Annotated in this window: 16 protein-coding genes and 2 pseudogenes; 12 read left to right on the top strand and 6 right to left on the bottom strand. The window is 67.4% G+C overall.

All coding sequences use genetic code 11. From position 1 onward, the window contains the following. Positions 1-118: 118 nt before the first annotated feature. From VGT00_18965 to VGT00_18950, 4 genes are read right to left on the bottom strand one after another with little or no spacing between them, the layout of a single operon-like run. The gene (locus VGT00_18965) at positions 119-1,171 is read right to left on the bottom strand and encodes an ABC transporter substrate-binding protein (GenBank protein ID HEV8533511.1); all 1,053 of its coding nucleotides are present in this window, start codon (positions 1,169-1,171) and stop codon (positions 119-121) included. Between the two features lie 50 nt (positions 1,172-1,221). Further along, on the bottom strand, positions 1,222-2,010 hold the full coding sequence (locus VGT00_18960) for an ABC transporter permease (GenBank protein HEV8533510.1): 789 nt from the start codon (positions 2,008-2,010) through the stop codon (positions 1,222-1,224). After that, positions 2,010-2,849, bottom strand: a complete 840-nt coding sequence (locus VGT00_18955) for an ABC transporter permease (protein HEV8533509.1) — start codon at positions 2,847-2,849, stop codon at positions 2,010-2,012. Before VGT00_18955 ends, VGT00_18960 begins: the two co-directional genes overlap by 1 nt. Further along, complete coding sequence (locus VGT00_18950; protein ID HEV8533508.1) at positions 2,846-3,919, bottom strand: ABC transporter ATP-binding protein; 1,074 nt, start codon at positions 3,917-3,919, stop codon at positions 2,846-2,848. Before VGT00_18950 ends, VGT00_18955 begins: the two co-directional genes overlap by 4 nt. A 430-nt stretch (positions 3,920-4,349) precedes the next feature. On the opposite strand from VGT00_18950, the gene VGT00_18945 reads away from it, so the two are divergent. From VGT00_18945 to VGT00_18935, 3 genes are read left to right on the top strand one after another with little or no spacing between them, the layout of a single operon-like run. After that, a complete protein-coding gene (locus VGT00_18945; protein HEV8533507.1) occupies positions 4,350-5,465 on the top strand; it encodes a sialidase family protein in 1,116 nt (371 codons plus the stop codon). After that, positions 5,465-5,761, top strand: a complete 297-nt coding sequence (locus VGT00_18940) for a MoaD/ThiS family protein (protein HEV8533506.1) — start codon at positions 5,465-5,467, stop codon at positions 5,759-5,761. Before VGT00_18945 ends, VGT00_18940 begins: the two co-directional genes overlap by 1 nt. A gap of 48 nt (positions 5,762-5,809) precedes the next feature. Further along, positions 5,810-6,187: a DoxX family protein gene (locus tag VGT00_18935; protein HEV8533505.1), complete on the top strand. Its 378-nt coding sequence runs from the start codon at positions 5,810-5,812 to the stop codon at positions 6,185-6,187. 167 nt (positions 6,188-6,354) lie between these two features. On the opposite strand, the gene VGT00_18930 is transcribed toward VGT00_18935, so the two are convergent. Beyond that, entirely contained in the window at positions 6,355-6,786 is a 432-nt protein-coding gene (locus VGT00_18930; protein HEV8533504.1) for a YciI family protein, read from the bottom strand. 230 nt (positions 6,787-7,016) lie between these two features. On the opposite strand from VGT00_18930, the gene VGT00_18925 reads away from it, so the two are divergent. The 9 genes and pseudogenes from VGT00_18925 to VGT00_18885 all read left to right on the top strand — a co-directional run bounded on the left by VGT00_18925 (position 7,017) and on the right by VGT00_18885 (position 12,801). Continuing rightward, positions 7,017-7,553 carry an SRPBCC family protein gene (locus VGT00_18925; protein ID HEV8533503.1) on the top strand — a complete coding sequence of 179 codons (537 nt, stop codon included), beginning with the start codon at positions 7,017-7,019 and terminating at the stop codon, positions 7,551-7,553. After that, positions 7,550-7,675, top strand: a pseudogene (locus VGT00_18920) (serine hydrolase). Before VGT00_18925 ends, VGT00_18920 begins: the two are co-directional and overlap by 4 nt. A gap of 401 nt (positions 7,676-8,076) precedes the next feature. Then, positions 8,077-8,556 (top strand): DinB family protein, encoded by a 480-nt coding sequence (locus VGT00_18915; GenBank protein ID HEV8533502.1) that lies wholly within the window; start codon positions 8,077-8,079, stop codon positions 8,554-8,556. 55 nt (positions 8,557-8,611) lie between these two features. Further along, positions 8,612-8,974: a VOC family protein gene (locus tag VGT00_18910; protein ID HEV8533501.1), complete on the top strand. Its 363-nt coding sequence runs from the start codon at positions 8,612-8,614 to the stop codon at positions 8,972-8,974. Further along, positions 8,971-10,188 (top strand): MFS transporter, encoded by a 1,218-nt coding sequence (locus tag VGT00_18905; GenBank protein ID HEV8533500.1) that lies wholly within the window; start codon positions 8,971-8,973, stop codon positions 10,186-10,188. The genes VGT00_18910 and VGT00_18905 overlap by 4 nt, the downstream gene beginning before the upstream one ends. 13 nt (positions 10,189-10,201) lie before the next feature. Beyond that, positions 10,202-10,666: pseudogene (locus tag VGT00_18900) on the top strand (SRPBCC family protein). Next, entirely contained in the window at positions 10,640-11,128 is a 489-nt protein-coding gene (locus VGT00_18895) for an SRPBCC family protein (protein HEV8533499.1), read from the top strand. The pseudogene VGT00_18900 and the gene VGT00_18895 overlap by 27 nt, the downstream one beginning before the upstream one ends. A gap of 31 nt (positions 11,129-11,159) precedes the next feature. Then, entirely contained in the window at positions 11,160-11,516 is a 357-nt protein-coding gene (locus VGT00_18890; protein HEV8533498.1) for a YciI family protein, read from the top strand. Positions 11,517-11,568: 52 nt separating this feature from the next. Then, a complete protein-coding gene (locus VGT00_18885; GenBank protein ID HEV8533497.1) occupies positions 11,569-12,801 on the top strand; it encodes an RNA polymerase sigma factor in 1,233 nt (410 codons plus the stop codon). 325 nt (positions 12,802-13,126) lie between these two features. Here the strand turns inward: VGT00_18885 and VGT00_18880 are convergent. After that, on the bottom strand, positions 13,127-13,313 hold a 187-nt coding region (locus tag VGT00_18880; protein ID HEV8533496.1), incomplete at its 5' end, for an ABC transporter permease.

Below are 13,313 nucleotides of genomic sequence, written 5' to 3'. Positions count from 1 at the left end.
GTCCGAGTAATTCTCGTGCCCTCGCGAGCAGAATGTTACGCTTCGAGCGCCGGCTCCGCCGGCGCAATCGGGTCGGGGGGAGGTTTCGGAAGGGGGGCGGAGCCCCCCTCCGAGCTTCCTAGGCGGCCAGGAACTTCTTCCACTGCTCGAGCAGCGCCGTCTCGTTGTCCATCCACCATTCGGGGTTGCGCAGGAGCACGCTGGGCAGATCGTAGTTGACGATATCCCGCTTGGCCTTGGCGTCGAGCTGCCCCCAGGCCGCGCGGTTGGTGGGGCCGTGGGGGTAGAGAAGGGGCCGCTCGGCCTGGGGCTTGGTCTGGGAGGCGAAGCTGATGAACTTCATGGCCGCCTCCTTGTTCTTCGAGATCTTCGAGACGGCGTAGAAGGTCTGATCGAGGATCGCGTTGTTCAGCTCGACGGCCAGCGGCTTGCCCTCGCGGGCGAGCACGACCACGCGCGCGCCCCACCCGTAGCCGAGCAGGACCTCCTCGTCAGAGAAGAGCTGGGCGAACTGGGCGCCCGACTGCCACCACGTCATCTGCGGCTTGATGTCGGCCAGCCTGGCGAAGGCGAGCTTGGTGTCGATGGGGTAGACCTTGGCCGGGGGCACGCCGGCCGCCATGACGGCGGCCTCGAAGTTGTCGCGCGGCGTCCACCCCGGGCCGGTGCGCCGGCCCGGGAACTTCTTCAGGTCCCACAGCTCGGCCCAGCTCTTCGGGTGCGAGCCGGTGGGGAAGCGCTTGGTGTTGTAGGCGATGTCGACGGCGTAGACCTCGAAGGCGATCCCGTGCGAGTGAAGAGCCGGGCTGTACATCTCGCCCCGGTTGACCACGCCGCTGTCGAGCTTCTCGTAGAGGCCGTCCTGGGTGCCGCGCCAGAGCCAGGCGCTGCCGGGCTGGATGATGTCCCACTCCGGGTTGTTGTTCTGGACCTGGGCCTTGAGCATGGCCAGCTGGTTCGTGGCGCTCACCTGCTTGATCTTGATGCCCGTGGCGGCGGTGAAGGGATCGTACACGGCCTTCTTGAGCGATTCCTCGTGCGCTCCGCCCCAGCCCACGATGACCAGCTCGCTCGCCGCGGCCGCCCGTGTCGTCCGACCCATCACCCCCGTCATGGCCAGCGATCCCGCCGAGGTCTTCAGGAAATCCCGTCTCGAGAGCCTGCTACCCATGTCTGGCTCCTTCTCGGGCGGCCATGCGCCGCCCCGCGTGGGTGAATCGTCTATCGGCTCGTCTGATCCGTCCGCCGGCGTAGCCATGCCGAGCCTAGCAGCGCCAGGGCTGTCACGATGATGAGCTGGCTCGAGACCGCGGCCACCACCGGGTTGAGCTCGTACCGGATCCCGTCGAACATGAGCTTGGGCAAGGTGGGATTCGAGCCCGACACGAACATGGCGATCACGATCTCGTCGAACGATGTCAGGAACGCGAAGATCGCTCCGCTGGCAATGCCCGGCCAGAGCAGCGGCAGCATCACCTGCGCGAACGTGCGCAGCGGACCGGCGCCGAGGCTGCGGGCGGCGCGCTCCAGCGACCGGTCCAGCTTGTAGAGCACGGCGGTGACGTTCAGCACCACGAAGGGCAGGGCGAGCACGCTGTGGGCCAGCACCAGTCCGCCGGCCGTCCCGATGAGCCGCCAGCGCGCGTAGACGCTGTAGAGGCCGATCGACAGCACGATGGTCGGCACCACGATCGGCGAGACCACCAGGGCCCGGAGCCCACTCTTGCCGGGCACGGCGAGGCGCACCAGCGCGATGGAGGCCAGCGTCCCCAGCGAGGTCGCGAGCGCCGTGACGGCCAGCGCCACCTCGAGGCTGCGCACGGTCGCGTTCAGCCACGACCCGCTCGACCAGTACACGTGGTACCAGCGCATGGACAGCGCGCTCGGCGGAAATTCCAGGAAGAGCCCGCCGCTGAACGACATGACGATGACCAGCAGGCTGGGCACGGCCAGGTAGGCACAGGCAAGGCCGGTGGCAAGCCACAGCAGCGGATGCGTGCGCTCCTCCATCACGCCCACACCTTGTCCAGCCCGAGCAGCCGGTCGTAGCCCACCACGAGGATGACCGTCACCACGAGCAGCACCATCGCCACCGCCGAGGCAAGGCCCCAGTCGAGCAGATCCACCACCTGCGTCTCGATGACCATGGCGAGCGTGATCACCCGCGAGCCTCCCAAGAGCGCCGGGGTGATGAAGAAGCCGAGCGCCTGGACGAAGACGAGCAGCCCCGCCGCCGCCACCCCCGGCAGGCTGAGGGGCAGCGTCACCGACAGGAAGCGCCGCCACGGCCCCGCGCCCATGATCCGGGCCGCCGCGGGCAGGCGAGGATCGATGTTCCGCAGCGAGGCGTACACGGGCAGGATGGCGAACGGCAGCAGTACCTGCGCCATCCCGATGACCACGCCCGTCTCGTTGTACATGAGGCGGAGCGGCTCGTCGATCACGTTGAGCCGCCGGAGGAGATTGTTGACCACGCCGTTGGCCTGCAGGAGCACCATCCACGCATAGGTCCGCACCAGGATGCTGGTCCACAGCGGCAGCAACACGAAGACCATGAGAACGCGAAGGGTCAACGACCCCGCGCGGCTCAGCACCAAGCTGACCGGATAGGCCACCATCAGACACACCACCGTCACCACCAGGCTGATGCGAAACGTGCGCAGCAGCACGCCCACGTACACCGAGCTCTCCAGGAATCGGCGATAGGCCCCGAACCCGAGCGCGCCGTCGCCGCCGGTGAGGCTCAAGACGAGGAGCCGCGCCAGCGGATACAGGTACACGGCGAGCAGCAGGACGAAGGCGGGCCCGACCAGCGCCAGCCCCTGCCCCCAGCTCGATCGCGCCCTCATGGGAAGAGCCGCCAGTCTTCGGCTCTCGAGACAAGCCAGATCTCCTGGCCTACCGAAAAAAGGCCCTCTTGCCCGCGAAATGGCTGCGTCACTCTGAGGAAGAGGCCCGACCGCACTTCCACCTTGTAGCGCACGAGCTCCCCGTAGAACGCCACCTCACGCACACGCCCACGCCAGGCATTGGGACCGCCCCGCGCCGCCGTCCCGATGTCGAAGCGCTCCGGCCTGATGGACAGACGCACGGGCTTGCCCGGGCTGAGCGGCGGCCCGAGCGCCGAGACCTCGAGGCCCTCGTGAATCTCGACCCGCACGAGACCCGCCGCCATGCTCGTCGCGATGCCGTCCACCAGGTTGACCTCGCCCAGGAAGCCGGCCACGAAGTCGGTGGCGGGCTGCTCGTAGAGAGCCAGCGGCGCGCTCACCTGCACGAGGTGGCCGCCGTTCATGATGGCCACCCGGTCCGAGAGGGCGAGGGCCTCCTGCTGATCGTGCGTGACGTAGAGGGTGGTGATGCCCATCTCGCGCTGCAGGCTCTTCAGCTCCTCCTGCATCTCCTCGCGAAGCTTCTTGTCCAGCGCGCCCAACGGCTCGTCCATCAGCAGGAGCGAGGGACGATAGACGATGGCCCGGGCCAGCGCGATTCGCTGCTGCTGGCCCCCCGAGAGCTGGCGAGGATAGCGGTCGCCCAGGCCGGTCATCCGCACCGCCTCGATGGCCTCCGCGACCCGCCGGCTCACCTCCTCGCCGGCCAGCCGGCGCGTCCGCAAGGGGAAGGCGACGTTGTCGAAGACGGTCATGTGCGGGAACAGCGCGTAACTCTGGAAGACCATGCCGATGCCGCGCTTCTCTGGTGGCCGCCCGACCACGGATTCGCCGCGGATCAGGATCTCCCCGGCCGTCGGGCGCTCGAACCCCGCGATCAGCATGAGCGTGGTGGTCTTGCCCGAGCCACTCGGCCCCAGGAGGGTGACGAACTCGCCTTCCGCGACCTCGAGCGAGACGCTGTCGACAGCGACCACGCGGCCGTAGGCTTTCGACACTCCGACCAGCGTCACGACGGAGCTGTTCATGGGTGGGGCCAAGCTAACGCGGATGCGGCCCGCTCTGCAAGGTTGCGACGGCATCAAGACAACGCCTAGAGTGGCGTTGACGGCGGTGGTGCGCGGCCTCTCCGGGGAGCAGCTTGCGCGCAGTGGTACCGTGTTCGTGGGGTTGCCGCCCATGAGCGCGGGGCAGCTCCTGATATGCGGCTTCGTCAACCATGTCGACGAGCATTTCGGGGGGCATCAATCGGCGGCTGAGTCGCTCACGCCTTCCCTGGCTGCTCCCGCGAGGATCCGGTCCCTTCTTCCCACGGGGCGCGGAATCGGGAGCCCCGGCCAGGGAGAGATCTTCTCCTTAGCCTGTCGATTCTCGAGCCCCTCGTTCGACTAGGTATGAGGGAAGAACCGATGACATCGTCTGCGCGAACGGGCGGGAGGCCCGGGAAGGAGTAAGAAAATGAGCGGAGTACGGCTACTGGTGGGCACGCGTAAGGGGGCCTTCGTCCTGACGGCGGATGGCAAGCGTGAGCGGTGGGAGGTGAGCGGCCCTCACTTCGGGGGCTGGGAGCTCTATCACCTCAAGGGCTCGCCGGCTGATCCGAATCGCCTGTATGCCGCGCAGCACACGAGCTGGCACGGGCAGCTGATCCAGCGCTCCCACGACGGGGGCAAGACGTGGGAGCCGGTGGGAAACAAGTTCGTGTACGAGGGGGAACCCGGCACGCATCTGTGGTACGACGGCACGCCGCGGCCCTTCGAGTTCGTGCGGGTCTGGCATCTCGAGCCCTCGCTGAACGATCCGGACACGGTCTACGCGGGGATCCAGGACGCGGCCTTGTACCGCTCGAGCGACGGCGGGCAGAGCTGGCAGGAGCTGGCCGGGCTGCGCACGCACAAGTCGGCGCCGGCCTGGCAGCCGGGGGCGGGGGGCATGTGCCTGCACACGATCCTGCTGGATCCGAGCCATCCTGGACGGATCTTCATCGCCATCTCGGCGGCGGGCGTGTTTCGCTCTGATGATACGGGCAAGACGTGGCGGCCGATGAACCGCGGGCTCAAGTCCGAGGGCATCCCCGACCCGAATGCCGAAGTGGGCCACTGCGTGCACCGCATCGCGATGCACCCATCGAGGCCGGGCGTGCTGTTCATGCAGAAGCACTGGGACGTCATGCGCAGTGACGACGCCGGGGAGTCGTGGCGGGAGGTCAGCGGCAACTTGCCGACCGACTTCGGCTTCCCCATCGACGTGCACGCGCACGAGCCGGAGACCATCTACGTGGTGCCGATCAAGAGCGACTCGGAGCACTACGTGCCCGACGCCAAGCTGCGCGTGTACCGCAGCCGCACGGGCGGCCACGAGTGGGAGGCCCTCACGAAGGGCCTGCCGCAGCGCGACTGCTACGTCAACGTGCTGCGCGATGCGATGAGCGTGGACACGCTGGATCCGTGCGGGGTGTACTTCGGGACGACGGGCGGGCAGGTGTACGGCTCGGCGGATGGCGGGGATAGCTGGACGGCGATCGTGCGCGATCTGCCCTCCGTGGTCTCCGTCGAGGCCCAGACGCTGCCATGATCATCCGCGTGGTGCTGCCCGCCCATCTCCGCACGCTCGCCCGCGTCGACGGCGAGGTCAAGCTGGGGGTCGAGGGGCTGGTGACGCAGCGCTCGGTGCTGGACGCGCTCGAGGCCGCCTATCCGATGCTGCGCGGGACCATCCGGGATCAGATGACGCAGCAGCGGCGGGCCTTCGTGCGCTTCTTCGCCTGCGAGCAGGATTTCTCCAACGAGTCGCCGGACGCTCCGCTGCCCGAGGCGGTGGCGACGGGGGGTGAGCCTTTGCTGATCGTGGGGGCCATGGCCGGCGGGTAACACGAAAGGGGGATCTGGAGGATCGATCACTTCTGGAGGAGGTACAGAGTGGCGGCGAGCGGAACGGTGGTGTGGATCGGGCGGGTTATTTCGATCCTGGTTGCGCTGGTCTTCGTGTTCAGCGCCTTGCTGAAGGTGAAGGGCGGCGCCGAGGTGACGCAAGGGATGGCGAGCCTGGGATTGCCTGAGGCGATGCGGCTGCCCTTGGCGGTGATCGAGCTCTCGTGCGCGGTGATCTATCTCATTCCGGTCACGTCGGTGCTGGGGGCGATTCTGTTGACGGGATTCATCGGGGGGACGATCTGCACGCATTGGCGAATCGGGGACCCCATCTACATGCAGATCATACTCGGCATCCTCGTCTGGCTTGGGCTCTACCTGCGTGAGGAGCGGCTGAAGGCGCTCATCCCGTTGAGGCAGCGCTAAGAACGCCTCACCCCCTTATCTTACTCAGCCCTCGCCTCTTCGCTCGAGGCGAGCGTCTCAGCTCGAACTGCCGCCCTCTCCCCCCAACGGGGGAGAGGGATTTCAGGAGCTCTTGGTATCCCTCTCCCCTCTGGGGAGAGGGCAGGGTGAGGGGGCGGGGAGAGGCGCTACGCCTTGGAGGCCTTGCGCTGGAGCTCGTCGCGCAGGGCCTGCTCGCGCGCGGCGTCTTCGCACGAGAAGACTTCGGGCGGGAAGTCGGAGGCCTCGAAGACCTGGCGAATCTCGACCTCCGCGCCCTCGCCGAAGGGGGCGCGCGAGGCCCAGTCGATCGCCTCTTGCTTCGACTTCACCTGGATCAGCCAGAAGCCGGCCACGAGATCCCTGGCGCCAGGGAAGGGCCCGTCGGTCACCTTGGGCTCGCCGCGCGTGTACGAGATGCGCGCGCCCTTGGAAGTCGGCTGGAGACCCTCGCCGGCCAGCATCACGCCGGTCTTGACCATCTCCTCGTTGAACTTGCCCATCTCGGCGAAGAGCTCCTTGGGCGGCAGCACGCCTGCCTCGGAGTTCTTGTCGGCCTTGACCAGCAGCATGAATCGCATCGGTCTATCTCCTTGGGGTCCGGGTTTGTGGATCGCGCTTCTACACAATCGTCGAACGAGAGGAGCGGGATCGACAGGGCCAGTATGCTTGCTTGAGAGGCCTGGTGCGAGCACTTGTCGAAATCCGCCGCCGCCGCTCGACTAAAGGATGAATCGCGAGGACCGAGATGGAAACATTGACCGGGAGAGCGATGAGAAAGGATTACCCGATCGAAAGGAGACGAAGTCCGATGTTTTGGAAGGTCCTGATTGCCATCGCGGTGATCGTGGTCGGGCTCGTGGTGGTGGTGGCCCTGCAGCCGTCCAGTTTCCGCGTCACGCGGACGGCCACCATCGCCGCCCCGCCCTCGGCCGTATTCGCGCAGGTGAACGATTTCCACAACTGGGTGGCGTGGTCACCCTGGGAGAAGCTCGACCCCGGGATGAGGCGCAGCTACGAGGGCGCGCCCTCGGGCACGGGGGCGACGTACGCGTGGGTCGGCAACAGCCAGGTGGGTGAAGGGCGCATGACGATGACGGAGAGCCGGCCGAGCGAGCTGATCCGGATCAAGCTCGACTTCGAGAAGCCCTTCCGGGGCACCAACATCGCCGAGTTCACCTTCGAGCCTCGGGGCGAGCAGACCGCCGTCACCTGGACGATGACCGGCCAAAAGAATTTCGTGGCCAAGGCTATGCAGCTCTTCATGAGCATGGACAAGATGATCGGCGGGGCCTTCGAGCGGGGCCTGGCCCAGATGAAGGCGGTGGTGGAAGGAGGCCGGCGATGACCGCGGGAGGATTGTCCAAGGCACGGCTCGACCGCCTGCACGGCGTCATGGCGGGCCATGTCGAGCGGGGGGAGATGCCCGGCCTGGTCACCCTGGTGAGCCGGCGAGGAGAAGTGCACGCGCCTGGACCTCTCCCAGCCCTCCCAGCGTTTGCCTGGATTTCTGGACCGGGGCCTACCAGGCCATCGACGACTAACCTGGGCTATTCGCGAGACAACGCCACCCTCACCCAACCCTCTCCCTCGCCGAGGGAGAGGGATTTAGTTTTGATCCCTCGCCCCCACAGGGGGAGAGGGCAGGGTGAGGGGGAGGCCGAGAGGCGAGAGTGTCGGAATGTAAGACCTGATCGCGGTGTGGAGTTTTTCGCCGGGGATGTCGATCTTGACCTTCCCCATTCGATTAATAGGTGATGAGACACATACGACCAGCAGGGCGGAATCCCCGGCGCCTCCGCCACCATCGAATGCGCTGAAGGCCTACGCATCGTCGTCAATCACCACACCCATCTACCGAGGAGGACACCATGGGAGCGAAGGCAGAAGCGTTCGCCAAGCAGTACGAGACCAAGGTGCAGGAGGCCACGAGCGTGCTGGAGAAGCTGAGCGAGGCCGACTGGAAGAAGACCACGGCCGCGGAGAAGTGGACGGTGGGCGTGACGGCGCACCACGTCGCGGGCGCCCACGAACCGATCGCCAACATCGTCAAGACCATCGCCGACGGCCAGGCCATGCCGCACTTCACGATGGAGATGCTGGACGAGATGAACGCCAAGCATGCGGTGGAGCACGCGGGCTGCACCAAGGCGGAGACGATCGCGCTGCACAAGCAGGGGGCGGCCAAGGCGGTCGCGATGCTCCGCGGCCTCTCCGACGAGCAGCTCGGCAAGCGCGGCACGGTGTTCACGGGCGCGCCGCCCATGAGCGCGGAGGAGATGGTCACCCGGGCTCTTCTCGGACACATCGACGACCATTTCGGTAGTATCCGAAAGACCATCGGCAGCTGAGGCGCTCGTCACCGCACGCAGGATGGACACTGCTGGGCGAAAGGAGCAGACGGCCATGATCAAGGGGCTGCGCGGGGCATCGATCTGGAGCGAGGATCTGGGCAACTTGCTGCCGTTCTATCGTGATGTGCTGGGCCTCAAGGTGGGGATCCAGACCCCAGGGTTCGTCGTGCTGGGCGACCTGGGGGCGCCGGCACTCGCCCTGGGTACGCACAGTGAGGTGCGCGGCCGCAATGCCGACCCGGCGCGGCACATGGTCGCCCTCACGACCGACGACGTCAGGTCGGACTGGAAGCGCTTGAAGGACGCCGGGGTCGAGTTCGTCGAGGATCCGACGGACTACAACAACGTGCGGATCGCGACCTTGAAGGATCCCGAAGGGAACCTGGTCCAGCTCCTGCAGCCCGTAACGGCATGAAGGTCTTCTACGGCTGGGTGATCGTCGGAGCGGGCATCGTCGTCACGTGCGTCGGCTTCGGGGCGATGCTCTCGCTCAGCATCTTCCTGCAGCCCATGGCGGAGACCATGGGCTGGTCACGGGCGGGCATCTCGACGGCCGCCACGCTCAACTGGCTCTGCATGGGCATCGGCACGTTCATGTGGGGCGCGCTTTCCGACCGTTTCGGCACGCGCGCCGTCGTGCTCTGCGGAGGCGTCCTGCTCGGCCTCGGGCTGGCGACGGCGAGCCAGGCGGCCACCCTCGGCCAGTTTCAGATCCTCTTCGGCGTCCTGGTGGGCGTGGCCACGGGCAGCTTGTACGTGCCCATGACGGCCACGACCACCCGCTGGTTCACGGCCCATCGTAGCCTCGCCGTCGCCCTGGTGTCGGCGGGGCTGAGCCTGGGCTCCTCGGTGATGGGGCCCCTCGCGCGCTGGATGATTTCCGCGTACGACTGGCGCACGGCCATGCTCGTGCTCGGCGAGATCGCGCTGCTCGTCATCGTTCCCTCGGCGCTGCTCGTGCGCGAGCCGGCGGCGGCGCACAGAGTAGGCTCGGCGGCGACAGCGGGCGCTGATGGGCGCGAGTTCACGGTGGGGCAGGCCCTTCGCACGCCGCAGTTCGCCGCCATCGCGCTCGCGTACTTCGCGTGCTGCGGCGCCCACTCGGGCCCGATCTTTCACATGGTCACCCACGCGATCGACCACGGCATCCCGGTCATGGCCGCCGCCACGGTGCTGAGCGTGGCCGGCCTGGCCTCGCTGAGCGGCAAGATCGTCTGCGGCCTCGTGGCCGACCGCGTCGGGGCCAAGCGCACGCTCATCGTCGGACTGGCCATTCAAGCGGTGGCCGTCAGCCTGTACGTGTTCACGCGCGATCTCGTCAGCTTCTACGGACTCGCCCTGATGTTCGGCTTCGCCTACGGTGGCGTCATGCCGCTCTACGCGATCCTCGTGCGGGAGTACTTCGGCGCGCGGATCATGGGCACGGCCTTCGGCGCCGTCGCCTTCGTGTCCACGCTGGGCATGTCGCTCGGGCCGTGGGCGGGCGGGTGGCTCTACGACGCCTGGGGCAGCTACTTCTGGCTCTACATGGGCTCGTTTGGCATCGGCCTCGGGGCCGTGGCCATCGCGTTCACCTTCCGCCCGCCCCGCCAGGTTCCCATGGCGCTGAGTCCGAGCGTGGCCCACTGAGAGGAGAGGACTCATGGCCAGGGCAGATAGGGTCCGCGCCACGACATTCACGACGCCGTCGGATCGGGAGATCGTCATGACGTGTGTGGTCGCCGCGCCGCGCCCGCTCGTCTTCGAGGCCTGGACCAAACCCGAGCACGTACCGCACTGGCTGTTGGGCCCGAGCGGCTGGACCATGCCCGTCTGCGAGATCGACCTCCGCCCGGGCGGGGCGTGGCACTTCGTCTGGCGCCGTTCCGACGGCACCGAGATGGGGATGCGCGGCGTGTATCGAGAGATCGCGCCACCCGAGCGGCTCGTCTCCACCGAGTCGTGGGGGGGCGACTGGCCCGAAACGCTCAACAAGCTGACCCTCATCGAGGAGAACGGCAAGACGACGATCACGAACACGATTCTCTACCCATCGAAGGAGGCTCGCGACGCGGCGCTCGAGACGGGCATGCGGGATGGCGTGTCCGAGAGCTTCGACCGTCTCGCCGAGTATCTCGCCGGCGCGACGAACACCGCCGATCGAGAGATCGTCACCACGCGGGTCGTCGATGCCCCGCGGGAGCGCGTGTTCGAGGCGTGGATCGATCCAAAGCAGGTGGCGCAATGGTGGGGGCCGAATGGCTTCACGAACACGATTCACGAGATGGACGTGAGGCCGGGTGGCGTGTGGCGGTTCGTCATGCACGGCCCCGATGGCGGCGACTACAAGAACAAGATCGTCTTTGACGAGATCGTGAAACCCGAGCGCCTCGTCTACTCCCATGTGTCGGGCCCGATGTTTCACGTCACGGCGACCTTCGACGAGGAAGGCGGCAAGACCAAGCTCACCATGCGAATGCTCTTCGAGACGGCGGCGGAGCGTGACCAGGCGGTGAAGGTGTTCGGGGCCGTCGAGGGCGCCAAGCAGACCCTCGGGCGCCTCGAGGAGCATGTGGCGAAGACGGGTTGACCAGCCGTAGCCAGAAAGGACACCCTCCGGCATGCGCTACATGCTGCTGATCTACTGGGACGCGAAGTGGGACGAGAAGTCCGTGGAGGAAAAGGGCGCGATCTACCAGGAGGCCGTCGAGTATAGCGAGGAGCTCCGGAAGCGCGGCTTGTACCAGGGCGGCGAGCCGTTGCAGCCGACCACGACGGCCACCACCGTGCGGATGAAGAACGGCAAGGCGGTCATGACGGACGGCCCGTTCGCCGAGACCAAGGAGCAGCTGGGCGGCTACGGCATCGTGGAGGCCAAGAACCTCGACGAGGCGCTCGCCATCGTCGCCCAGCACCCGTTGCTGCGGGGCGGTCTCTCGATCGAGGTGCGGCCCATCAGGGAGGGGCCACCACAGTAGCCTTCGCGTGGCAACCGGGCGCCCGGTGGGGTAGCCTTCCTACCGAGCGGCCATGCGCATCGAGGAGATCTTTCGCACGGAGTACGGCCGGATCCTGGCCACGCTGATTCGGCTGCTCGGCGATTTCGATGTGGCCGAGGAGGCGCTGCAGGAGGCGTTCGAGGCAGCGCTCGAGCAATGGCCCGCGGCCGGCCCGCCGGCGAATCCGGTGGCCTGGCTCATCGGGACCGCGCGTCACAAGGCGATCGATCGGCTCCGCCGTCGCACCCGCCTCGCGCACAAGCAGGACGAGATCGCCCGTCATCTCGAGCTCTTGGCCCCGCTGTCGGCTGATGACGAGGAGGCGCCCGTGCCTGAGGACAGGCTCCGGCTGATCTTCACGTGCTGCCATCCGGCGCTCGCGACGGAGGCGCAGGTGGCCCTCACCCTGCGCACACTCGGGGGTCTTTCCACCGAGGAGATCGCGCACGCCTTCCTGGTGCCCGCGCCCACCATGGCGCAGCGGATCGTGCGAGCCAAGGCCAAGATCCGCGACGCCCGCATTCCCTACGAGGTCCCGCTCGACGATGCCCTCACCGCACGGCTCGAGGCCGTGATGATCGTGGTCTATCTCGTGTTCAACGAGGGTTACACCGCCACCTTCGGCGCGCGGCTGGTGCGGCGCGAGCTGTGCGAGCAGGCAATCCGGCTCGGGCGCATGCTCGTCGAGCTCTTGCCCGCGCGTGCCGAGCCGAAGGGCCTGCTCGCCCTCATGCTGCTGCACGACTCGCGGCGCGAGACACGCCTGGACGGGTCGGGAGACATCGTGCTGCTCGAGGATCAGGACCGAACCCGGTGGGACCGCGCGCAGATCGACGAGGGCGCGGAGCTGGTCGAGGCCTCTCTGCGCGAGGGCGGCCGGCCGCCGGGGTCATATGCCCTGCAGGCGGCGATCGCGGCCCTCCACGCGCAAGCCCGCACCGCCACCGCCACCGATTGGACGCAGATCGCCGCGCTGTACGGCGTGCTCGTGCGCGTGCACCCAACCCCCGTGGTCGAGCTCAACCTGGCCGTGGCGATCGCGATGTCGGGCGAGATCGAGCGCGGCCTCGCTCTGGTTAACGAGCTCGACCACCGCGGCGAGCTCGCCGGATATCACCTGCTGCCCGTCGCCCGGGCTGAGCTGCTGCGCCGGGTGGGCCGCCCCGCCGAGGCCGCCGAGTCATACCGACGCGCCCTCGAGCTGGTGAGCAACGAGGCCGAGCGGAGGCATCTGGAAAGACGGCTGCGAGAGATCGCGTCGTAGAGCGGGACCGCTTTCTCACAAGCCTGCCAATATGGGAGGACACATGGCACGCCCCGCACCAGCCCCGAGTTCTGGTTGAATCTACAGTCCCTCTATGAGTTGCGCCTTGCCGAGCAGAGGAAGGGGAAGACCATCAAGGCCCTTCCTCCGCTTCCGGCGGCCCCACGCGCGTCCGACGGTTCGCTGATCCGGAGTCACGAGACAGCAGGCGAACAGCGCGGCCTACCGAGCGCGCAGAGCTCGGACAGATCGCTCGTGAGCTCACGCGAGCGCCAGATCCGCTTGACCACCGCTTGCCGTGCTGAGGTCATGTCCTCTCCGGGCGTCAGGTGCGCTGACGCAGCCGCGGATTCAGGGCATCGCTCAAGCCGTCGCCGAAGAGATTGAACGAGAGCACCGCCATAAAGATGGCGAGCCCTGGGAAGACGGCCATCCACCACGCGCGCCGGAGAAAACCCTGGGCGTTCTGGAGCATGAGCCCCCAGCTCATGAGATTGGGATCACCCAGGCCG

This window comes from Candidatus Methylomirabilota bacterium (assembly GCA_036002485.1).
Classification (GTDB): Bacteria; Methylomirabilota; Methylomirabilia; order Rokubacteriales; family CSP1-6; genus AR37.
This window is presented reverse-complemented; position numbering and strand designations above follow the sequence as displayed.